Origin of the sequence: Sinomonas flava, assembly GCF_039531875.1 — a bacterium.
Taxonomy (GTDB): Bacteria; Actinomycetota; Actinomycetes; order Actinomycetales; family Micrococcaceae; genus Sinomonas; species Sinomonas flava.
This window is the reverse complement of sequence record NZ_BAAAQW010000003.1, coordinates 993,404-1,014,441: the sequence shown is the minus strand read 5'-3', so window position 1 is coordinate 1,014,441 and position 21,038 is coordinate 993,404. Positions and strand designations below refer to the sequence as shown.

Below are 21,038 nucleotides of genomic sequence, written 5' to 3'. Positions count from 1 at the left end.
ACGTTTCGGTGGCGTAAACAGCCCCGGGAGTAGGCTCCCCTCATGACCCAAGACATCCTCGTGGCGTGTGCCCACGGCACCAGCAATGCGGAGGGGCGGGCCGCCATCCTCGCGGCCGTCGACCAGATCCGCACGGCACGCCCGGAGCTGTCTGTGCTCGACGCCTACGTGGATGTGCACGGCCCCGAGCTTCCCGAGGTCGTGGCAGGCCTCCCCGAGGGGGCGCGCGCCGTCGTCGTGCCCCTCCTGCTCAGCGTCGGGTACCACGTGCGCGTGGACATCGCGAAGGCCGCCGCCTCCCGGCCGGGCACCCTGAGCGCGGGGCCGCTCGGCCCCGACGAGCGGCTCGCCGGCCTGCTCGTCCAGCGCCTCGGCGAGGCCGGGCTGGGAGCGGACGACGCCGTCGTGCTCGCCGCCGCCGGCTCGAGCAATCCCGAGGCGGCGGCGGACGTCGAGCGCCTCGCGGACATGCTCCGCCACCGCATCCCGAACCGCATCCTGCCGGGCTACGGGGCCAGCGCCTCGCCGACCGTCCCCGAGGCCGTCGCCGAGCTGCGCGTGGAGGAGGCCACCACCCGGGCGGACGGCACGGCGGGCGACGGCGTGCGCGTCGTCATCGCGTCCTACCTCCTCGCGCCGGGCTACTTCCACGACCAGCTCGCGAAGGCCGGGGCGGACGCCGTCACGGCGCCGCTGCTGCCGTCGGAGGCCATCGCGCAGATCGCCCTCGACCGCTATGACGCGGCCATCGCGGAGGCGAGGTGACGCAGCAGACCAAGGGGCCGTCTGCGGCCCTCCTGTTCGTCCTCGTCTGCGCCATGGGGGTCGGCCCGCTGCTCAACTACGGCATGAGCGCGCTCAGCCCGCTCATCATCGCCGACCTCGGCATCACGCAGTCGCAGTTCGGCCTCCTGGCGGGGGCCGTCTTCGCGTCAGCGGCCGTGAGCAGCTTCTCCCTCGGCCGGCTCAGCGACCGCGCGACCACCCGGACCCAGCTGGTCCTGATCTTCGGCGGCACCGTGCTCGCGCTCGTGATCGCCGCGCTCGCCCACAGCTTCTGGGTGCTGCTCGTCGCGGTCATCCTCGCCGGCCCGTCGCAGGCGATCTCCAACCCGACCACGAACCGGGTCATCGTCGCCTCGGTCCCGCCCGCGAAGCGGCCCGGCTGGATCGGCATCAAGCAGTCCGGGGTGCAGGCGAGCCAGCTGTTCGCCGGCCTCTTCTTCCCGGCGGTCGCCCTGTGGCTGGGCTGGCAGTGGTCGTTCGGCCTCACCGCCGTGATCGCGGCGGCCCTCCTCGCGTACGGGCTCGCCCAGGTGCCCCGGGCCTCCGCCGCGCCGCGCACGACGGCGGCGCGCGCCCACGGCGGCCGACTCCCGTTCCCGGTGTGGATCTTCGCCGGGTTCTCCTTCTTCGCCGGCATGGGCATGCAGGCCACCAACGTGTACCTGCCCCTCTTCGCCGTGCGCGAGCTGGACTTCCCGCTCGTCCTCGCGGGCGCCGCGGCCGGCGTGTCCGGCATCGTGGGCGTCTCATCCCGCATCGTGTGGGGGCGTCGGATGGCCCTCGGCGCTCGGCCGTCGGGGCTGCTCCTGACGCTCGCGCTGGGCGCCATCGTCGGCGTGCTGTGCCTCCTCGCGGCCGGCGCGTGGGACGTGCCGGCGCTGCTCTGGGTCGGCGTGGCCCTGCACGGGGCGACCGTGCTGGGGGCGAACGTCATCACGAACGCGGCGGTCCTCGTCGTCGTGCCCCGCGAGCGCATCGGCGCGGCGTCGGGCGTGCTCGCGGCCGGGATGTACACGGGCTTCGCGCTCGGCCCGCTCATGATGGGCGTGCTCGCCGATGCGACGGGCACGTTCGACGCCGGGTGGCTCGCCGTGGGCGCCGGGTACGCGGTGTGCGCGGGGCTGGCCGTGTGGCTCATGCGCTACGGCGCGACCCATCCGTGGACCTCGTTCAGCGGGAAGTGAGTCAAGCCTTTCCCCCTCGGCCGCGGGTCATTGCGACGAAATGTGTCCTCTCGTGACCGTGCGTTGCAGGGGCCTAGGGGCGCGCCGAGGAGGCTCCGTACCCTCGAAGGCATGACTGAGACTGCTGCACCCGAGCGCACCGCCGGAGCCGAGCGCCCCGCTCGGCCCGAGACGGCACGGCCTGCGCGCCCCCGGGCCGCCAAGCCGAACGGGCAGTGGAAGGTGGACGGCACCGCTCCGCTGAACTCCAACGAGGTGTGGAAGCAGGAGGACGGCGGCCTCAGCGTCCGCGAGCGGATCGAGTCGACCTACGCCGCCGGCGGCTTCGACTCGATCGACCCGACCGACCTCCACGGCCGCTTCCGCTGGTGGGGCCTCTACACCCAGCGCAAGCCCGGGATCGACGGCGGCAAGACCGCCACACTCGAGCCGCACGAGCTCGAGGACCGCTACTTCATGATGCGCGTCCGGATCGACGGCGGCGCGCTCACCACCGAGCAGCTGCGCGTCATCGGCGGGATCTCCCGCGACTTCGCCCGCGGCACCGCGGACATCACCGACCGGCAGAACATCCAGCTGCACTGGGTCGAGATCGAGAACGTCCCGGAGATCTGGCGCCGCCTCGAGTCGGTGGGCCTGCGCACCACCGAGGCGTGCGGCGACGTCCCCCGCGTCATCCTCGGCTCCCCGGTCGCCGGGATCGCTGCCGACGAGATCCTCGACCCGACCCCGCAGATCCGCGAGATCGCGGACCGGTACATCGGCGACGACTCCTTCGCGAACCTCCCGCGCAAGTACAAGACCGCCATCACCGGCCACCCGTCCCAGGACGTGGTCCACGAGATCAACGACTTCGCCCTGATCGGCGTCGTGCACCCCGAGCTCGGCCCCGGCTACGACCTCTGGGTCGGCGGCGGCCTCTCGACATCCGCGCACCTCGCCGTCCGCCTCGGCGCGTTCGTCGAGCCGTCCCGGGCCGCCGAGGCCTGGGTCGGCGTGACGAGCATCTTCCGCGACTACGGCTACCGGCGCCTGCGCAACCGAGCCCGCCTCAAGTACCTCGTCGCGGACTGGGGCGCCGAGAAGTTCCGCGAGGTCCTCGAGACCGAGTACCTCTCCGCGCCGCTTCCGGACGGCCCCGCCGCCGAGACGCCCACGACGCCGGGCGACCACGTGGGCGTGCACCGCCAGAAGGACGGGCGCTTCTACATCGGCGCGACGCCGACGGTGGGCCGTGTCTCCGGCGATGTGCTTGTGAAGCTCGCCGACCTCATCGAGGCCCACGGCTCGGCCCGGCTGCGCACCACGCCCCACCAGAAGATCGTGGTGCTCGACGTCGAGCAGGACCGCGTCGACTCGCTCGTCGCCGGCCTCGAGGAGCTCGGGCTGTATGCGAACCCGAGCCCGTGGCGCCGCTCGACCATCGCGTGCACCGGCATCGAGTTCTGCAAGCTCGCGATCGTGGACACGAAGGACACCGCGACCGAGGCGATCGCCGAGCTCGAGAAGCGCATCCCGGCCAACCAGCTCCTCCGGCCGCTGACGCTGCACGTCAACGGCTGCCCGAACTCCTGCGCCCGCATCCAGACGGCGGACATCGGCCTCAAGGGCCAGCTCCTCCCCGATGGCAACGGCGGACAGACCCCCGGGTTCCAGGTCCACCTCGGAGGCGGCCTCGCCTCCGACACCCGCGGGGAGGCCGGCACCGGCCGCACCGTGCGCGGCCTCAAGGTCACGGCCGAGGACCTGCCGGACTACGTCGAGCGCGTCACCCGCCGGTTCCTCGCGGACCGCGCCGACGAGAACCAGACGTTCGCCGAGTGGGCCCTCGCGGCCGAGGAAGAGGCACTCCAGTGAGCACCGAGCAGGTTCCGACTCCGGTGGTTGAGCGGCGTTCGTCGAGCGAAGCGAAGCGAAGTCGAGACGCAGCAGCGGAGTCGACGGTGGTTGAGCGGAGCGCAGCGGAGCCGAAACCCGGGGTTTCGGCTGCGCTCAACCGCCGCTCTGCCGAGGAGCTCAAGGCCCTGGCCGAGGCCGGCGCCGCCGAGCTCGGATGGGACGCGTCCGCCGAGGAGGTGATCGGCTGGGTGGCTAGGAACTTCGCGGTGGAGGCGACCGCCGTCGCCTGCTCGATGGCCGACGCCGTGCTGCCCGCCCTCGTCGCGGACCAGCTCCCCGGCGTCGACGTCCTCTTCCTCGACACGGGGTACCACTTCCCGGAGACGTACCAGACCCGCAACGAGGTGGCCGAGAACCTGCGGGTCACCATCGTCGACGTGACGCCGAAGCAGACCGTCGCCGAGCAGGACGCCGCCGAGGGCAAGGACCTCTTCGCCCGCGACCCCGGCCGCTGCTGCGCCCTGCGCAAGGTCGAGCCGCTGCACCGCTCGCTCGCGGGCTACGAGCTCTGGTTCACGGGCGTGCGCCGCGACGAGGCCCCCACCCGCACGAACACGCCGCTCGTGACCTGGGATGAGAAGAACGGCCTCGTCAAGGTCAACCCCGTCGCCCCCTGGTCCTTCGAAGCGCTCGTGCAGTACTCCGAGGACAACCTCCTGCCCGTCAATCCCCTCCTTGCCCAGGGCTACCCCTCCATCGGCTGCGCACCCTGTACCCGCGCCGTCGCCCCCGGAGAAGACCCCCGAGCCGGCCGCTGGTCCGGCTCCGACAAGACAGAATGCGGACTCCACGTATGAGCATCACGACAGAAACGTCGGTTGAGCGAAGTCGAAACCAGAATGGGGTTTCGGCTCCGCTCAACCCCCGGGCGCTGCCCCTCCTCGACGCCCTCGAGGCCGAGTCGATCCACATCATCCGCGAGGTCGTCGCAGAGTTCGAGCGCCCCGCGATGCTGTTCTCCGGCGGCAAGGACTCCGTCGTGATGCTGCACCTCGCGGCGAAGGCGTTCTGGCCCGGGAAGATCCCGTTCCCCGTCCTGCACGTCGACACGGGCCACAACTTTCCCGAGGTCCTGGACTTTCGCGACCGCACCGTGGCCCGGCTCGGGCTCAAGCTCGTGGTCGGCTCCGTCCAGGAGTTCATCGACCGCGGCGAGCTCGCCGAGCGCGCCGACGGCACCCGCAACCCGCTCCAGACCGTCCCGCTCCTGCACGCCATTGAGCGCAACAAGTTCGACGCCGTGTTCGGGGGCGGCCGCCGCGACGAGGACAAGGCCCGCGCCAAGGAGCGCATCCTGTCCCTGCGCGACGAGTTCGGCCAGTGGGACCCGCGCAACCAGCGCCCCGAGCTGTGGAACCTGTACAACGGCCGCCACACCGTGGGCCAGCACGTGCGCGCCTTCCCCATCAGCAACTGGACCGAGCTGGACATCTGGCGCTACATCGAGCGTGAGGACATCGAGCTCCCCTCGATCTACTACGCCCACGACCGGGACGTCTTCGTCCGGGACGGGATGTGGCGCGCCGTGGGCGAGGTGAGCCAGCCGCGCGAGGGGGAGGACGTCGTCGTGCGCACCGTGCGCTACCGCACGGTGGGCGACATGTCCTGCACCGGCGCCGTGCTCTCGGACGCGTACACCGTGGCCGACGTCGTGCGCGAGGTCGCCGCGTCGACCCTCACCGAGCGCGGGGCCACCCGCGCGGACGACCGCATCTCCGAGGCGGCGATGGAAGACCGCAAGAAGGACGGGTACTTCTGATGAACACGCCGGTTGAGCTCGCCGAAACCAAGCCTGTAGAAACCACCACGCTCGAAGAGGGCACCCTCTTCCGCTTCGCGACCGCCGGGAGCGTCGACGACGGCAAGTCCACTCTGGTCGGAAGGCTCCTGCACGACTCCAAGGCGATCCTCGCCGACCAGCTCGACGCCGTGGCCCGCACCTCCGCTGACCGTGGCTTCGGCGGGGAGCGCGGCGGCCTGGACCTCGCGCTCCTGACCGACGGCCTGCGCGCCGAGCGCGAGCAGGGCATCACGATCGACGTCGCCTACCGCTACTTCGCGACCGACCGCCGCACGTTCATCCTCGCGGACTGCCCAGGCCACGTGCAGTACACGAAGAACACGGTCACCGGCGCGTCCACCGCGGACGCCGTCGTGCTTCTCATCGATGCCCGCAAGGGCGTCCTCGAGCAGACCCGGCGGCACCTCTCCGTCGCGGCGCTCCTGCGGGTGCCGCACGTCGTGGTCGCGGTGAACAAGATCGACCTCGTCGACTTCTCCGAGTCCGTCTACACCGAGATCGCGGCCGACGTCGCGCGGCTGGCTTCCGAGCTCGGCCTCCGCGAGGCCGTGGCCGTGCCGGTGTCCGCGCTCGACGGCGACAACGTCGTGGACCGCTCGGACCGCACCCCGTGGTACTCGGGGCCGACGCTCATCGAGCTGCTCGAGAGCCTGCCGAGCACGGACGAGCTCGACGACTCTGGCTCTGCTCCTGCGGAGCCCTTCCGCTTCCCCGTCCAGACGGTGATCCGGCCGCAGGGCGCGCTCGCGCCGGGCCTGGACGAGGAGGCGTTCCGCGACTACCGCGCCTATGCGGGCCAGGTGACCGAGGGCGTCGTGCGCGTGGGCGACCGCGTCGCCGTCGTGACCCCCGGCCAGGCCGCCCGCGAGACCACGGTGGTGGGGATCGACGTCGCCGGCAGGACGCTGACGGAGGCGGCTGCGCCGCAGTCGGTGGCGCTGCGCCTCGCGGACGAGTTCGACGTCTCCCGCGGCGACACGATCGCCGCCGCCGGGACGCTGCCCGAGAGCACCGCGGACCTCTACGGGTCGCTCGCGTGGCTGTCCTCGAAGCCGCTGCGCGAGGGCGCGAAGGTGCTCGTGAAGCACGGGACCTCGACCGTCCGCGGGCTCGTGCGGGCCGTCACCGGCAAGCTGGACCTCGACTCGTTCGAGGTGGCGCCCGCGTCCGAGCTCGCGCTCAACGACATCGGCGAGGTCCAGATCCGCCTGGCCGCCTCGCTGCCGCTCGAGCCGTACGCGACCCATCGCCGCACCGGGGCGTTCCTCGTGATCGACCCGCAGGACGGCAACACGCTCGCGGCCGGGATGGTCCGCCAACACCCGGGCGACACCGAGGACGAGCGGTACTGGATCTAGGGTTTCGGCTCCGCTCAACCGCCGCTGGTTGAGCGGAGCGAAGCGGAGTCGAAACCACACCACGACTCAACCGCCGCTGGTTGAGCGCAGCGAAGCGGAGTCGAAACCACACCACGACGGCGCCCGCTCGCCGTCGCAGGTGGCGGGCGCCGTCTGCATGGGAGAGACGGGACTTGCGGCCGTGGTGCGCCGACGCCGGCAGCATCACGCTCCGCGTCCCGCAGGGCCCCTACGCCGTGGACGTGGACACCGGCTCGGGCAGCCGCCAGGTCGACGTGGCCTCCGACCCGACGGCGCCCAACCGCATCCAGGCCAAGACCGGCTCCGGCAGCGTCAGCGTCCACTACCGCTGAGCGCGCACTAGCCTCGTCCCATGGAGGCCACGCCGAACCCTGTCGCCGCCGCGCTCGCCGCGGGGGAGATCCTCGTGCTCGACGGCGGGCTCGCGACCGAGCTCGAGGCCCGCGGCTTCGATCTCGCGGACCCGCTGTGGTCCGCGAAGGTCCTCTTCGAGGCGCCCGAGGCCATCGAGGCCGTCCATCTCGACTACTTCCGCGCCGGCGCCCGCGTCGCGACCACTGCGAGCTACCAGGCCGCGCCGGCCGGCCTCACGAGGCGAGGGCTCAGCGCTCAGGAGGCCCTCGACGTCGTGCGCCTGAGCGTCCGCCTCGCCGACAGCGCACGACGGCGGCGCCTCGCCGAGCAGCCCGGGTCGCCGGAGCTCTTCATCGCCGGGTCCGTGGGCCCCTACGGCGCGTACCTCGCCGACGGTTCCGAGTACCGCGGCGACTACCGGCTCACCCGGGGGCAGTTCCTGGCGTTCCACCGGCCACGGGCGGAGGCGCTGCTCGAGGCCGGGGCAGATGTCCTCGCGTGCGAGACGATCCCCTCGGGCGAGGAGGTCCTCGGGCTCGCGGACCTCGTCGGGGAGCTCGGCGCTACGGCATGGCTCAGCGTGACCCTCCGCGACGCCCAGCACCTCAGCGACGGCACGCCGGTGAGCAGGCTCGCCGGCGAGCTGGCTGGCCGCCCCGGGCTGGCCGCCGTCGGCATCAACTGCGTCCCGCCCGCTCTGGCGAGCCGCGGGCTCGCGCACTTGGCCCGGTCCACGGACCTCCCCCTCGTGGTGTACCCGAATGCCGGGGAGCCCTACGACCCGGACACCAAGGCCTGGGTCGCCGCGCACGACGCCGGCGTGCTCGCCTCGTGCGCAGGGGAGTGGCTCGGCCTCGGGGCGCGTCTCGTGGGAGGGTGCTGCCGCACGACGCCGGCGGACATCGCCGCGCTCGCCCGGGCCGTCCAATGAATGGACACCTAACAAGACGACCTGCGCCCCTCACTGCTAGCGTCAGAGGTGCACAGTACGGCGCCGCGGCCGCACCTTCTCCGAGAGCGTCCTCCGGCCGCCGTGCTCGTACCAGACGTGCTCCAAGGGGCCAGAATTCGTGACGGTTGCCCGAGTCCCGAGGCGGGCCCGGGGGAGGGAAGGAAGCAATGACTGAGAGCCAGCAGGGCGGATGCCCTGTCGCGCATGACAGCGTGACCTCGCACGGCAGCGAGAGCGAGAACCCGGCGATCGACTCGCCGAAGCCCAAGGCGCACCGCCCGCGCAAGAACTCGGACTGGTGGCCCAACCAGCTCGACCTGACGGTGCTCCACGCCCACAGCCCCGCCGGCAACCCGCTCGGCGAGGACTTCAGCTACCGCGACGAGTTCGCCAAGCTGGACGTCGAGGCGCTCAAGCAGGACATCGCGACGGCGCTCACCACGTCCCAGGACTGGTGGCCCGCCGACTTCGGCCACTATGGCGGGCTCATGATCCGCCTGAGCTGGCACGCCGCGGGCACCTACCGCGTCTTCGACGGCCGTGGCGGTGCCGGCGACGGCTCCCAGCGGTTCGCGCCGCTGAACAGCTGGCCGGACAACGCCAACCTGGACAAGGCCCGGCGCCTCCTGTGGCCTGTGAAGCAGAAGTACGGCCAGAAGATCTCCTGGGCCGACCTCATCGTCCTCGCCGGCAACGTCGCGCTCGAGTCGATGGGCTTCGAGACCTTCGGGTTCGCCTTCGGCCGCGAGGATGTGTGGGAGCCCGAGGAGATCTTCTGGGGCACCGAGGACACGTGGCTGAGCCCCGAGCGCTATGTCGGCGAGAAGGAGATGGTCCCGGTGGTCGGCGCCACCGAGATGGGCCTCATCTATGTCAACCCGGAGGGCCCCCAGGGCAACCCGGACCCTGCGGCGGCTGCGGTGTTCATCCGCGAGACGTTCGGGCGCATGGCGATGAACGACGAGGAGACCTTCGCGCTCATCGCCGGCGGCCACACGTTCGGCAAGACCCATGGCGCGGCTCCGGCCGACGCCCATGTCGGCCCCGAGCCGGAGGGCGCGAACCTCGAGAACCAGGGGCTGGGCTGGCTCAGCAACTACGGCACGGGCAAGGGCGGAGACACGATCACCTCGGGCCTCGAGGTCACCTGGACTGACCGCCCGACCCAGTGGAGCAACCGCTTCCTCGAGATCCTCTTCGGCTACGAGTGGGAGCTCACCAAGAGCCCCGCGGGCGCCCACCAGTGGGTCGCCAAGGACGCGCCGGAGATTATCCCGGACCCGTTCGACCCCGAGAAGAAGCACCGGCCCACGATGCTCACGACCGACCTCTCGCTCCGCGTGGATCCTACGTACGAGAAGATCGGCCGCCGCTTCCTCGAGAACCCGGACGAGTTCGCGCTCGCGTTCGGCAAGGCCTGGTACAAGCTCCTCCACCGCGACATGGGCCCCGTGGGCCCGCACATGCTCGGGCCGTGGGTCCCGGAGCCGCAGCTGTGGCAGGACCCGGTCCCGGCCGTCGACCACGAGCTCGTGGACGAGGCCGACATCGCCGCCCTCAAGTCCCGGCTCCTCGACTCCGGCCTCACCCCCGAGCAGCTCATCGCGACGGCCTGGTCCTCGGCGTCGACCTACCGCAAGACCGACCGCCGCGGCGGGGCCAACGGCGCCCGGATCCGCCTCGAGCCGCAGCGCGGCTGGGAGGTCAACGAGCCGGAGCAGCTCGCCACCGCGCTGCAGACCCTCGAGGGCGTGCAGCGGCAGTTCAACGACGAGCAGACGGGCGGGAAGAAGATCTCCCTCGCGGACCTGATCGTCCTCGGCGGCTGTGCCGCGGTCGAGAAGGGGGCCCGTGACGCCGGCTTCGACGTGACGGTTCCCTTCCGGCCGGGCCGCACGGACGCGACCCAGGAGCAGACCGACGTCCAGTCGGTGGCGTACCTCGAGCCGCGCGCCGACGGGTTCCGCAACTACCTCCGCGCTGGCGAGAAGGTTCCGGCGGAGACCCTGCTGGTGGACAAGGCCTACATGCTGGGCCTGTCCGCCCCGGAGATGACGGCCCTCGTGGGCGGCATGCGCGCGCTCGGCGGCAACATCGGCGGCTCCGCGCACGGCGTCCTCACCGACCGGCCCGGGGTCCTGACGAATGACTTCTTCGTCAACCTCCTCTCGCCGGGCACCCAGTGGAAGGCCTCGGAGAGCGAGGAGAACGTCTACGAGATCCGCGACGTCTCCACGGGCGAGCTGAAGTGGACGGCCACTGCGGTCGACCTCATCTTCGGCTCCAACTCCCAGCTCCGCGCCCTCTCCGAGGTCTACGCGAGCGAGGACGCCAAGGAGAAGTTCGTGAACGACTTCGTGGCGGCGTGGACCAAGGTCATGGAAGCGGACCGCTTCGACCTCCGCTGATCCCCGCAGCCTGCGAGAGGCGCGGTCCCTTCAGGGGCCGCGCCTCTCGCGTTTCCGCGGCACTGACGGGGACGCCCCGCGGCGGTCTGTGACGCCGCGTGACGCAGCGTGAACGCCCGTGACCGGACCCTTGGCCGGCGGAACCCGCCGCGTCCATGCTTGAACGCATGATCCCGCAGGACCGCACCCGCACCGTGGCCGGCACGCCCCGATGTCGGGCTCGTCGATAGGCCCCACCCGAGACCTGCCGACCCTGCGAGAGACCGAGGACCGCCTCATGACCCAGAGCACCGAGACGCCCGCCAGCCGCCCCGACACCATCCGCATCACCGCCGACTCCGCCGCGAGGGAGGCGACGCGCGGGCGAGGGTTCAAGCTCGGGCTCGCCGCCGCCGTCGTGCTTTTGCTCGGCGCGGCCGCCGCGATCGCGACCGCCGTGACTCCGGGCGAGAAGCCGACCGCGTCCGCGGCCGCTGCCGGGACGCCCGCCACGCAGCTGCGGCTCGGCTACTTCGGCAACGTCACCCATGCCCCGGCGCTCGTCGGTGTGCAGAACGGGCTCGTCGCCGACGCGCTCAAGGCCGCCGGGACCGGCACCCTGGCCACCCAGGTCTTCAACGCCGGCCCCGCAGCGATCGAGGCCCTCAACGCGGGGGCGATCGACGCCGCCTACGTCGGTCCGAACCCGGCCATCAACTCCTTCGTCAAGAGCAACGGCCAGTCCATCGCCGTCATCGCCGGGGCGGCGGCCGGGGGCGCCCAGCTCGTGGTGAAGCCCGAGATCACGTCCCCCGACCAGCTCAGGGGCAAGGTCCTGGCCACGCCGCAGCTCGGCGGGACGCAGGACGTGGCCCTGCGCGCCTACCTCGCCTCGAAGGGCCTGGCCACGACCCCGAACGGCGGCGGAGACGTCACCGTCAATCCCACCGAGAACGCCCAGACCCTCAAGCTCTTCCAGGACGGGAAGCTCGACGGCGCGTGGCTGCCCGAGCCGTGGGCGTCCCGCCTCGTGCTGCAGGCCGGCGCCAGGGTGCTCGTCGACGAGAAGGACCTCTGGGACGGGACCGGCACGGGCAAGCCGGGGCTTTTCCCCACCACCGTCCTCATCGTCAACAGGACGTTCGCCGCAGAGCACCCCCAGACCGTCGAGGCGCTCCTGAAGGGCCACGTCGCCGCCGTCGACTGGCTCAGCAGGGCCAGCACGGCCGAGAAGGCGAGCACGGTCAACGCCGCGCTCAAGTCAGCCTCCGGAGCCGAGCTCCCCGCCGACGTGATCGAGCGGGCCCTGGCCAACATCACCTTCACGACCGATCCGCTCGCCGGCGCGTACCCGAAGCTCCTCCACGACGGCGTCACCGCCGGCGTCACGAAGGAGGCCGACCTCACCGGACTCTTCGACCTGCACTGGCTCGACGACCTGCACTGGCTCGACGACCCGCACCGGCCCGAGGAGGCCACCCGATGACCGTACTTCTCGAGAACCTCGGCAAGCGCTTCGGCGACGGCGCCCCCGTCCTCGACGGTGTGAACGCGAGCATCGCCCAGGGCGAGTTCGTCGCGCTGCTGGGCGCCTCCGGCTGCGGCAAGTCCACGCTGCTGAACATCATCGCCGGCCTCGAGCGGCCCACCGCGGGCGCGCTCGAGGTGCCGGCCGACGGCGCGGCGTTCATGTTCCAGGACGCCGCCCTCTACCCGTGGCTCACTGCGCGCGGGAACATCGAGCTCGCTCTCAGGCTCCGCGGCGTCCCGAAGGCCGAGCGGCGGGCACGCGCCGTCGAGCTCCTCGACCTGGTCCACCTCGGCGAGGCCGGCGACAAGCGGCCGCACGAGCTCTCCGGAGGCATGCGCCAGCGCGTGGCGCTCGCCCGCGCGCTCTCGCAGGACCGCCAGGTGCTCCTCATGGACGAGCCGTTCGCGGCACTCGACGCCATCACCCGCGACCTCCTCCACGAGGAGCTCACCCGGATCTGGCGCGAGACCGGACGGACCATCATCTTCGTCACCCACAACGTCCGCGAGGCCGTCCGCCTCGGCCAGCGGGTACTGCTCCTCTCGTCTCGGCCCGGCAGAGTCGTCGCCGAGTGGGCGGTGCCCGGCGCGACCAAGCACGACGCCGCCGCTGCCGCCGCCCTCACCGGGCAGCTCACCTCACGACTGCGCGAGGAGATCGCACGCCATGGCAAGTAACTCCACCCTCGAGAAGGAGCCCACGGGCGTTTCCGTCGGCTCCGTCGACTCCGTCGACTCCGTCGACGCCGCCGAGCTCCGTGCCCTCGAAGCCGGCCTCGACGAGCTCCAGTCCGACACTGTCAGGCGGCGCCGCGACTGGAGCCGGGCGCTCCTGCCCCTCGGGGCCGTCGTCGTGCTGCTGCTCGTGTGGCAGCTGTACGTCAGCCTCGGCCTCAAGCGCCGCGACCTCGTCCCCGGCCCGCTCGACGTCCTCGGCTCCCTCGCCCAGCTCTGGGCCGAGGGCACGGTGCAGGGGTCGGTCTGGACGTCGCTGCAGCGCGGCCTCCTCGGCTTCGCGGTGAGCGTCGTCGTCGCCACCCCGCTCGGCCTGCTGCTCGGCCAGGTCAAGACCCTGCGCCGCGCGTTCGGCCCGCTCATCTCGGGCCTCCAGGTGCTCCCGTCCGTTGCATGGGTCCCGGCGGCGATCATCTGGTTCGGCCTCACCGACGCGACGGTGTACTTCGTGGTGCTCATGGGCGCGATCCCCTCGATCGTCAATGGGCTCGTCTCCGGCATCGACCAGGTGCCGCCGCAGTACCGACGGGTCGCGACAGTCCTCGGAGCCTCGCGCACCGAGCTCGCGCTCCAGGTCATCCTTCCCGCCGCCCTGCCCGGCTACGTCGCGGGGCTCAAGCAGGGCTGGGCCTTCTCGTGGCGCTCCCTCATGGCTGCGGAGATCATCGCCGTGGGCGGCACGATGGGCTTCGGACTCGGCTCCCTGCTCGACCAGGGCCGGACCCTGAGCGACATGGGCGTGGTCATGAGCGCCATCCTCATCATCCTCGGCGTCGGTGTCCTCATCGAGCTCGCCGTGTTCGGACCCGTCGAGCGGCGCCTGCTGACGCGCCGCGGACTCCTGGCAGGAGGCACGCGATGAGCGGCATCGACCTGTACCCCACCTCGCTGCGGCTGCTCGGGCGGGACGTGCTCGTGGTCGGCGGCGGCAAGGTCGCCGCGCGACGTGCGCAGGGCCTGCTCGACGCCGGCGCGAAGGTGACCGTCGTGGCGCCCGAGGCGGGGCACGACGTCGTGCGCCTGGCAGAGGCGGGCCTCGTCGCGTGGGTGCGCCGCGGGTACGAGACCGGCGACCTGGACCGCGTGTGGTTCGTCCAGACCGCGACCGGGGTGCCCGGCGTGGACACCCGCGTGGCCGCCGAGGCGGAGGAGCGCCGCATCTGGTGCGTCAACGCCGCGGACCACGAGGCCTCCGCGGCGTGGACCCCTGCGACCGCCCGGGTCGACGACGTCACCGTCGCCGTGAACGCCGGGGGAGACCCGCGACGGGCGAAGGCGCTCAAGGACGCGATCGTCGCGGCACTCCGCGAGGGCAAGCTCCCGCTGCGCCGCCACCGCGCTCCCTCCCCGGCAGGACGCGTGTCCCTCGTGGGCGGCGGCCCCGGCGCCGAGGGGCTCATCACCGTCCGCGGCCGCCAGCTCCTGGCCGAGGCCGACGTCGTCGTGGCCGACCGCCTCGGCCCGCGCGGCCTCCTGGCCGAGCTCTCCGACTCCGTGCGCGTCATCGAGGTCGGCAAGGCCCCCGGCGCGCACCAGGCCACCCAGCACGAGATCAACGAGATCCTCGTGCGCGAGGCCACGGCGGGGAACGTCGTCGTGCGCCTCAAGGGCGGCGACCCGTACGTCCTGGGCCGCGGGGGCGAGGAGGCCGAGTACTGCCGGCGCCACGGCGTCGACGTCGAAGTGGTCCCTGGCGTCACGAGCGCCGTCTCCGTCCCCGCTGCCGCCGGGATCCCGGTCACGCACCGGGGCCTCGCGACCGGCTTCTCGGTGGCAACCGGCCACGATGAGCTCCGGGCCGACGCTGCGCTACCTGCCCGGCCCGACCACACGATCGTCCTGCTCATGGGCGTGCGCCGGCTCGCCGACTCCGTCGCCGTCCTGCGCTCCCGCGGCCTCGCCGGCACGACGCCGGTCGCGATCGTCGAGCGTGGCTGGACGCCTGAGCAGCGCGTCACCATCGCGACACTGGGTACGATCGTAGATCGGGCCCGCGCCGTCGGTGTCGCGAACCCGGCTGTGATCGTCATCGGCGACGTCGTGCGCGTGAGCCCGTACGCGCCCTCGGACCTTCGCCGGGCCCCCCACCTGTCATCGACTGCTCCGTAGATGTCGTTCTGAGCACCCATAACGACATCTGCTCAGCAATGGATCACCACACCGAAGGAACCACCTAGTGTCGAACACCCCCCCTGACCCCCGCGGCACCGCCGCCCGCCCGCTCCGCATCGCCGTCATCGGGTCCGGCCCCGCCGGCGTGTACGCAGCGGACCTCCTGACCAAGAGCGCCCCCGTCTCCTCCGGGGAGCTCACGCTGAGCATCGACCTGTTCGACCGCTACCCGGCGCCATACGGCCTGATCCGCTACGGCGTGGCGCCGGACCACCCCAGGATCAAGGGGATCGTCAACGCGCTGCACAAGGTGCTCGACCGGGGCGACATCCGCTTCTTCGGCAACGTCGACTACGGCACGGACCTTGCGCTCGCGGATCTCCAGCGCCACTACGACGCCGTGATCTTCGCGACCGGCGCCATCAAGGACGCGGACCTGAACATCCCCGGCGTCGAGCTCGAGGGCTCATTCGGGGCGGCCGACTTCGTCTCGTGGTACGACGGGCACCCCGACGTGCCGCGCGAGTGGCCGCTGGAGGCGAAGGAGATCGCCGTCATCGGCAACGGCAACGTGGCCCTCGACGTCGCGCGCGTGCTCTCGAAGCACGCCGACGAGCTGCTCGTGACGGAGATCCCGGACAGCGTCTACCGGATCCTCAAGGAGTCCCCGGTCACGGACGTGCACGTGTTCGGCCGCCGCGGCCCCGCGCAGGTCAAGTTCACCCCGCTCGAGCTGCGCGAGCTCTCCCACTCGCACGACGTCGACATCGTGCTGTACCCGGAGGACTTCGAGTTCGACGACGCCTCGGACCGCGAGATCCAGAGCAACAACCAGGTCAAGACCATGGTCGGCACCCTGACCAACTGGATCGCGGAGCAGCCCGAGGACCCCTCCGAGCTCACCGCGTCCCGCCGCCTGCACCTGCACTTCCTGCAGAGCCCGGTCGAGATAGTCGACTCGCCCGAGACCCCGGGGAAGGTTGCCGGGATCCGCTTCGAGCGCCAGGAGCTCGACGGCACAGGGAACGTCCGTGGCACCGGCGAGTTCACCGACTACCCCGTCCAGGCTGTCTACCGCGCGATCGGCTACTTCGGCTCGTCCCTGCCGGACCTCGAGTTCGACCACCGTCGCGGCGTCGTCCCGAACGACGGCGGCCGCGTCCTGGGTGCCGACGGCGCGTTCGTGCCGGGCGTCTACGCGACCGGCTGGATCAAGCGCGGGCCGGTGGGCCTCATCGGCCACACCAAGGGCGATGCCCTCGAGACCATCGGGCACCTGCTCGACGCCCGCGAGGACCTTCCCGTCGCCGACGAGCCCGCCGAGGACTCGGTGACGGAGCTGCTTGCGTCGCGCGGCGTCGAGTTCACGACGTGGGAGGGCTGGATCGCCCTCGACGCCCACGAGAAGGCCCTCGGCGCCGCCGCTGCCCCGGCTGTGACGCACAAGGGCGAGGTGGCGCGCGAGCGCGTCAAGGTCGTCTCCCGCGAGGAGATGGTACAGATCTCCAACGGGGCAGCCATCCCCAGCTGACCCCACCACCACCGCCGAGGTCACCCCGTGTGGCCGTGAGGTCACCCCGTGCCAGCTATTGGCGCTCCACAGGGGGTGACCTCGGCGGCAGAGGGGGTGACCTCGGCGGCACAGGGGGTGACCTCGGCGGCAGAGGGGGGAGTGGGAGGCCCGGATCAGGCCTTGGCGATCTTCCGCACCGCGAGGGCCAGGTACAGCTGGACGCGGTCGGCGGTGACCGCCGGGTCGTACCCGGTGAGCTCGGCGATCTGCCCGAGCCGATACCGGACAGTGTTCCGGTGCAGGTTGAGCTCCTCCGCCACCTGCGCCACGGACCCGTTGTGAGCCAGGTACGTCTCGAGCGTGTGCACGAGCTCAGCTCCATGCTGCGTGTCGAAGCGCACGAGCGGCCCGATCGCCTCCCCGGCCATGTCGGCGAGCGGCACGTCCTCGCTCGCGAGCAGCAGCGACGTGAGGCTGAGCCGCTCCGGCTCGTTGACGTCAAGCCCGCGCCCGGCGGCCTCCTTCGCCTCGAAGTAGCTCCAGCGCAGCCCGTTGGGCTTGGTGTACGCCCCGCCGATCCCGGTCGTCGCGTGGATCCCGGCCTCGGTGAGGTGGTCGGCGAGGAGGCGGGCGAGCTTCGGCGCCCGGGCGCCGTCGTCCTCCACGATGACCACGAGGTCCCGGTCCACCATCGCGCTCACGGCGCCGTCGAGGGCGGCCGGGAGCGTGGTCCCGCGCAGGTTCCTGTGGTGCGCTGCGGACTCGGCGAGCAGGACCACGTTCCGCTTGGTCGAGTTCACGCCCACCCCGGCGAGGCGCCGCGAGGCCTCGTCCGGCTCGAGGGTCCCGCGCACGACGTCGTTCATCACCTGCCCGGCGAGGGCCCGCTGGGCCTCGCGCTGCTTCGTGAGGTTGTTCAGCTCGAGGCTGATCAGGTTCTGGGCGTAGGAGACGATGCCGGTGTCCTCGAACGGCTTCTTGGCCCACAGCGTGCACGCGTCGCGGCGGCCTGTCGGGATCGGGTAGGCGACCCAGCGGTCCATCGAGGGCACGCCGGCGTCCGGGCTCGAGGAGTACAGCTGGGCCGTGAACTGGGTGAGCACGAGGTCCGTGCCGAGCATCGACCCGAGCCGCTTGAGCAGGTCCTCGAGGCCGCCGCCGGTCAGGAGCGAGCGGGCCAGGACCTGGTGGCCGGCGATGAGCCGCTCGAGGCTCGCGTAGTGGTCCGCCGAGTGGGAGTCCGCGACGAGCTTGCCGATCGCCATGAACGGGGTCTGGTAGGGCACCTCGATCACGGGCAGGCCCCACCGGTTCGCCTCCGCGATGAGCGCCGGGGGGATCTCGTCGTGCCCGAGGCGCACGCCGAACCCGATGCCGAGTGCCCCCGCCCGCTGCAGGACGCGCACGAACCTCCGCTGGTCGACGGCGGTGCGCTGCCTGACGCCGGTGGTGAGGACCAGCTCGCCGCCGGTCAGGAACGGCGCCGGATTCTCGAGCTCGGTGACGGCGACCCACTGGATCTCCTGCTCGAGCGTCGCGGTCGCGGAGCCGGCGAGGCGGAGCCCCAGGCTGGGGCGTGCGAGGAGGGCGGCGAGGGTCAGGGCCATGGTCACAACGATAGGGTTTCGTGCTGGCCGATCGCACTACGGCTGTTCGATGAACTGGTGCGATCGGCCATTCACTCTGTGTCGCCGCTCGCATACTTTTGAACGGACGAAAGGAACTGCACCCATGGATATCCAGTACCGCCTCGAGCAGAAGCGCAAGGTCCTTGCCGACTTCCCCGGCCCGAAGTCGCTCGAGCTCGCGGCCCGCCGCGCCAACGCTGTCGCCGCCGGTGTCGCCTCGTCCGTCCCGGTCTACGTCGCCGATGCCGACGGCGGCATCATCCACGACGTCGACGGCAACTCCTTCATCGACCTCGGCTCGGGCATCGCGGTGACGACGGTGGGCGCGTCCGACGCCGCCGTCGTGGGTGCGGTGAAGGAGCAGGTCGAGCACTTCACGCACACCTGCTTCATGGTCTCCCCGTACGAGGGCTATGTCGCTGTGGCCGAGAAGCTCAACGAGCTCACCCCGGGTGACCACGCCAAGCGCACCGTCCTGTTCAACTCGGGCGCCGAGGCCGTCGAGAACGCGATCAAGATCGCCCGTGTCGCCACGGGCCGCAACGCCGTCGTCGCGTTCGACCACGCCTACCACGGCCGCACCAACCTCACGATGGGCCTGACGGCCAAGGCGATGCCCTACAAGCACGGCTTCGGCCCGTTCGCGCCCGAGGTCTACCGCGCCCCGATGAGCTACCCGTTCCGCGAGGAGAATGCCCAGATCACGGGCAAGGAGGCCGCCGAGCGCGCCATCCTCATGATCAGCAAGCAGATCGGCGCGGACCAAGTCGCCGCGATCATCGTCGAGCCCATCCAGGGCGAGGGCGGCTTCATCGTCCCGGCGGACGGCTTCCTGCCGCGCCTCGCCGAGTTCGCCAAGGAGAACGGCATCGTCTTCATCGCGGACGAGGTCCAGTCGGGCTTCGCCCGCACCGGAGAGTGGTTCGCGGTGCAGCACGAGGGCGTGGTCCCTGACCTCATCACCACCGCCAAGGGCATCGCTGGCGGCATGCCGCTCTCTGCCGTGACGGGCCGCGCGGAGCTGCTCGACGCCGTGCACGGCGGCGGCCTCGGCGGCACCTACGGCGGCAACCCGGTCGCCTGCGCTGCTGCGCTCGCGGCCATCGAGACGATGGACTCGCAGGACCTGCGCGGCCGCGCCCGCGAGATCGAGGCCATCGTCAGGGAGCGCTTCGGCAGGCTCCAGACCGAGCTCGGCGAGAAGAACATCATCGGCGACCTCCGCGGCCGCGGCGCCATGCTCGCCCTGGAGTTCGTGAAGTCCGGCAGCGCCTCCGGTGACAAGCAGCCCGACGCCGAGACGACGAAGAAGATCGCCGAGTACTGCCTCAAAGAGGGTGTCATCATCCTCACCTGCGGCACCTACGGCAACGTGATCCGCCTCCTGCCGCCGCTCGTCATCAACGACGAGCTGCTCAACGACGGCCTCGACGTGCTCGAGGCAGCGATCCGCTCCGTCGCCTGAGCCGCGATCACCGGTAGAGTCTGCGGTATCAGCCGCAGGCCGGACGAGGGCGCCCTGGCATCCGGGCGCCCTCGCCGTCTGCCGTGACTCGACCACGGAGGGTGGCCCATGCGTTACGTTGTCGGATACCAGCCGGACCATCGCGGCGCAGACGCGGTGGCCCTGGGCGTCGCGGTCGCCCGCGCGCAGGGCGCCTCGCTGGACCTCATGCTCGTGCTCGGCGAGGACGTGCCGTTCGCCGAGGTGAACGAGGACGGCAAGAAGCTCAGCGCCGAGCAGCAGCAGGCGCTCCAGGCACAGACCGAGGCGCTGGCGCTCGTCCCGGCCGACGTCGAGGCCCGCTTCCACCTCCGGCAGGGCCACTCCTTCGCCGCGACCCTCATCGAGGCCGCGGTCGAGTTCGAGGCCGCGCTCATCGTCATCGGGGCCGCGAGCAACGGCCTCTTCAAGCGCTACACCGTGGGCTCGGTCGCAAACGCGCTCCTCCACGCATCCCCCGTCCCGGTCGCGCTCGCGCCCCGCGGGTTCCACCACACCGACCCCCTCGAGCGGATCACCGCGTTCATCGGTCGCCGGGAAGGCGCGGAGGCCGCGGTCGAGGTCGCCCTCATCGCGGCCGGGCGCCGCAACGTGCCACTGCGCTTCGTCTCCCTCGTCGAGCTGGACGCGCGGGCGGACGACTTCGGGGAGAACATCAACGCCGCCCACCGGCACGCGAACACTGTGCTCACCGAGGCCGCGCACCGGCTCCCCGAAGGCCACGAGGCCACCGTGGAGGTGGCGCACGGGCGCACCTTCGAGGATGCCGTGGACAGCATCGACTGGCTCGACGGCGAGATCGTCATCGTCGGCTCGAGCCGGCTCGCGCAGAAGAACCAGCTGTTCCTCGGGTCCACCGCGAACAAGGTCCTCCGCTCGCTGCCTGTCCCGATGGTCGTGGTGCCCCGCGACTACGAGCGCGTCGAGTCCCACCCGCTCGGCTAGGGCGGGCGCGATGGACTTCGCGGCTCGGATCACGACGGCGGCGCCCGGCACCGAGGGCGAAGCCGCCCCCACCGATCCGCGCTCCACCGGCATCGTCCCGGACGTCGACGCGGAAGCGGAGGGAGCCGCCACCGAGGACCTCGACCGTCTGGTCCGCGAGGTCGTCGATCCCGCCGTCATCGTCCGCATGGTCCGCGCCTCGGCAGATGTTCGGCTCGCCTCCGTGGTGGTGCGCACGACGCCGCCCGCGCCCTGACGCGCTCGGCTCGCCGCCGCCGTCGTGCGCCCGGGGGAGCGCGCACGGCCCGGGCTTTACGGGGTCCGGGTGA

Annotated in this window: 18 protein-coding genes; 17 read left to right on the top strand and 1 reads right to left on the bottom strand. The window is 71.8% G+C overall.

Going from position 1 to position 21,038, the window contains the following annotated elements; all coding sequences use genetic code 11:
- Nucleotides 1-42: 42 nt before the first annotated feature.
- From ABD298_RS07325 to ABD298_RS07260, 14 genes are all read left to right on the top strand, one after another.
- Nucleotides 43-765, top strand: coding sequence for a sirohydrochlorin chelatase (locus ABD298_RS07325; RefSeq protein WP_344298973.1), 723 nt, complete (start codon nucleotides 43-45; stop codon nucleotides 763-765).
- Nucleotides 762-1,970 (top strand): MFS transporter, encoded by a 1,209-nt coding sequence (locus tag ABD298_RS07320; protein WP_344298972.1) that lies wholly within the window; start codon nucleotides 762-764, stop codon nucleotides 1,968-1,970. The genes ABD298_RS07325 and ABD298_RS07320 overlap by 4 nt, the downstream gene beginning before the upstream one ends.
- A 111-nt stretch (nucleotides 1,971-2,081) precedes the next feature.
- The gene (locus ABD298_RS07315) at nucleotides 2,082-3,827 is read left to right on the top strand and encodes a nitrite/sulfite reductase (RefSeq protein ID WP_344298971.1); all 1,746 of its coding nucleotides are present in this window, start codon (nucleotides 2,082-2,084) and stop codon (nucleotides 3,825-3,827) included.
- 86 nt (nucleotides 3,828-3,913) lie between these two features.
- Nucleotides 3,914-4,666, top strand: coding sequence for a phosphoadenylyl-sulfate reductase (locus tag ABD298_RS07310; protein ID WP_344298970.1), 753 nt, complete (start codon nucleotides 3,914-3,916; stop codon nucleotides 4,664-4,666).
- The gene (cysD, locus tag ABD298_RS07305) at nucleotides 4,663-5,628 is read left to right on the top strand and encodes a sulfate adenylyltransferase subunit CysD (RefSeq protein ID WP_344298969.1); all 966 of its coding nucleotides are present in this window, start codon (nucleotides 4,663-4,665) and stop codon (nucleotides 5,626-5,628) included. Before ABD298_RS07310 ends, cysD begins: the two co-directional genes overlap by 4 nt.
- On the top strand, nucleotides 5,628-7,028 hold the full coding sequence (locus ABD298_RS07300) for a sulfate adenylyltransferase subunit 1 (protein ID WP_344298968.1): 1,401 nt from the start codon (nucleotides 5,628-5,630) through the stop codon (nucleotides 7,026-7,028). Before cysD ends, ABD298_RS07300 begins: the two co-directional genes overlap by 1 nt.
- 173 nt (nucleotides 7,029-7,201) lie before the next feature.
- Nucleotides 7,202-7,381, top strand: a complete 180-nt coding sequence (locus ABD298_RS07295) for a DUF4097 family beta strand repeat-containing protein (protein ID WP_344298967.1) — start codon at nucleotides 7,202-7,204, stop codon at nucleotides 7,379-7,381.
- A gap of 20 nt (nucleotides 7,382-7,401) precedes the next feature.
- The gene (gene mmuM, locus ABD298_RS07290; RefSeq protein ID WP_344298966.1) at nucleotides 7,402-8,334 is read left to right on the top strand and encodes a homocysteine S-methyltransferase; all 933 of its coding nucleotides are present in this window, start codon (nucleotides 7,402-7,404) and stop codon (nucleotides 8,332-8,334) included.
- Between the two features lie 188 nt (nucleotides 8,335-8,522).
- Nucleotides 8,523-10,763, top strand: a complete 2,241-nt coding sequence (gene katG / locus ABD298_RS07285) for a catalase/peroxidase HPI (RefSeq protein ID WP_344298965.1) — start codon at nucleotides 8,523-8,525, stop codon at nucleotides 10,761-10,763.
- Nucleotides 10,764-11,040: 277 nt separating this feature from the next.
- Nucleotides 11,041-12,228: an ABC transporter substrate-binding protein gene (locus ABD298_RS07280; RefSeq protein WP_344298964.1), complete on the top strand. Its 1,188-nt coding sequence runs from the start codon at nucleotides 11,041-11,043 to the stop codon at nucleotides 12,226-12,228.
- Nucleotides 12,225-12,950, top strand: coding sequence for an ABC transporter ATP-binding protein (locus tag ABD298_RS07275; RefSeq protein WP_344298963.1), 726 nt, complete (start codon nucleotides 12,225-12,227; stop codon nucleotides 12,948-12,950). Before ABD298_RS07280 ends, ABD298_RS07275 begins: the two co-directional genes overlap by 4 nt.
- On the top strand, nucleotides 12,940-13,869 hold the full coding sequence (locus tag ABD298_RS07270; protein ID WP_344298962.1) for an ABC transporter permease: 930 nt from the start codon (nucleotides 12,940-12,942) through the stop codon (nucleotides 13,867-13,869). Before ABD298_RS07275 ends, ABD298_RS07270 begins: the two co-directional genes overlap by 11 nt.
- Nucleotides 13,866-15,116: a uroporphyrinogen-III C-methyltransferase gene (cobA, locus tag ABD298_RS07265; RefSeq protein ID WP_344298961.1), complete on the top strand. Its 1,251-nt coding sequence runs from the start codon at nucleotides 13,866-13,868 to the stop codon at nucleotides 15,114-15,116. The genes ABD298_RS07270 and cobA overlap by 4 nt, the downstream gene beginning before the upstream one ends.
- Nucleotides 15,117-15,183: 67 nt before the next feature.
- Nucleotides 15,184-16,650 (top strand): FAD-dependent oxidoreductase, encoded by a 1,467-nt coding sequence (locus ABD298_RS07260; protein ID WP_344298960.1) that lies wholly within the window; start codon nucleotides 15,184-15,186, stop codon nucleotides 16,648-16,650.
- A 155-nt stretch (nucleotides 16,651-16,805) separates the two neighbouring features.
- Here ABD298_RS07260 and ABD298_RS07255 read toward each other — a convergent pair whose 3' ends face one another.
- Nucleotides 16,806-18,239, bottom strand: a complete 1,434-nt coding sequence (locus tag ABD298_RS07255; protein WP_344298959.1) for a PucR family transcriptional regulator — start codon at nucleotides 18,237-18,239, stop codon at nucleotides 16,806-16,808.
- 124 nt (nucleotides 18,240-18,363) lie between these two features.
- On the opposite strand from ABD298_RS07255, the gene gabT reads away from it, so the two are divergent.
- The 3 genes from gabT (at nucleotide 18,364) to ABD298_RS07240 (ending at nucleotide 20,965) form a co-directional block, all read left to right on the top strand.
- Nucleotides 18,364-19,725 carry a 4-aminobutyrate--2-oxoglutarate transaminase gene (gene gabT, locus ABD298_RS07250; protein ID WP_344298958.1) on the top strand — a complete coding sequence of 454 codons (1,362 nt, stop codon included), beginning with the start codon at nucleotides 18,364-18,366 and terminating at the stop codon, nucleotides 19,723-19,725.
- 108 nt (nucleotides 19,726-19,833) lie between these two features.
- The gene (locus ABD298_RS07245) at nucleotides 19,834-20,709 is read left to right on the top strand and encodes a universal stress protein (RefSeq protein WP_344298957.1); all 876 of its coding nucleotides are present in this window, start codon (nucleotides 19,834-19,836) and stop codon (nucleotides 20,707-20,709) included.
- 10 nt (nucleotides 20,710-20,719) lie between these two features.
- Nucleotides 20,720-20,965 carry a hypothetical protein gene (locus ABD298_RS07240; protein ID WP_344298956.1) on the top strand — a complete coding sequence of 82 codons (246 nt, stop codon included), beginning with the start codon at nucleotides 20,720-20,722 and terminating at the stop codon, nucleotides 20,963-20,965.
- Nucleotides 20,966-21,038: the final 73 nt, after the last annotated feature.

What these genes read in the sequence shown, in the direction of transcription:
- ABD298_RS07325 (WP_344298973.1), top strand. Translation starts at nt 43, where the DNA reads ATGACCCAAGACATCCTCGTGGCGTGTGCCCACGGCACCAGCAATGCG.
- ABD298_RS07315 (WP_344298971.1), top strand. Translation starts at nt 2,082, where the DNA reads ATGACTGAGACTGCTGCACCCGAGCGCACCGCCGGAGCCGAGCGCCCC.
- cysD (WP_344298969.1), top strand. Translation starts at nt 4,663, where the DNA reads ATGAGCATCACGACAGAAACGTCGGTTGAGCGAAGTCGAAACCAGAAT.
- ABD298_RS07300 (WP_344298968.1), top strand. Translation starts at nt 5,628, where the DNA reads ATGAACACGCCGGTTGAGCTCGCCGAAACCAAGCCTGTAGAAACCACC.
- mmuM (WP_344298966.1), top strand. Translation starts at nt 7,402, where the DNA reads ATGGAGGCCACGCCGAACCCTGTCGCCGCCGCGCTCGCCGCGGGGGAG.
- katG (WP_344298965.1), top strand. Translation starts at nt 8,523, where the DNA reads ATGACTGAGAGCCAGCAGGGCGGATGCCCTGTCGCGCATGACAGCGTG.
- ABD298_RS07280 (WP_344298964.1), top strand. Translation starts at nt 11,041, where the DNA reads ATGACCCAGAGCACCGAGACGCCCGCCAGCCGCCCCGACACCATCCGC.
- ABD298_RS07275 (WP_344298963.1), top strand. Translation starts at nt 12,225, where the DNA reads ATGACCGTACTTCTCGAGAACCTCGGCAAGCGCTTCGGCGACGGCGCC.
- ABD298_RS07270 (WP_344298962.1), top strand. Translation starts at nt 12,940, where the DNA reads ATGGCAAGTAACTCCACCCTCGAGAAGGAGCCCACGGGCGTTTCCGTC.
- cobA (WP_344298961.1), top strand. Translation starts at nt 13,866, where the DNA reads ATGAGCGGCATCGACCTGTACCCCACCTCGCTGCGGCTGCTCGGGCGG.
- ABD298_RS07255 (WP_344298959.1), bottom strand. Translation starts at nt 18,239, where the DNA reads ATGGCCCTGACCCTCGCCGCCCTCCTCGCACGCCCCAGCCTGGGGCTC.
- gabT (WP_344298958.1), top strand. Translation starts at nt 18,364, where the DNA reads ATGGATATCCAGTACCGCCTCGAGCAGAAGCGCAAGGTCCTTGCCGAC.
- ABD298_RS07245 (WP_344298957.1), top strand. Translation starts at nt 19,834, where the DNA reads ATGCGTTACGTTGTCGGATACCAGCCGGACCATCGCGGCGCAGACGCG.
- ABD298_RS07240 (WP_344298956.1), top strand. Translation starts at nt 20,720, where the DNA reads ATGGACTTCGCGGCTCGGATCACGACGGCGGCGCCCGGCACCGAGGGC.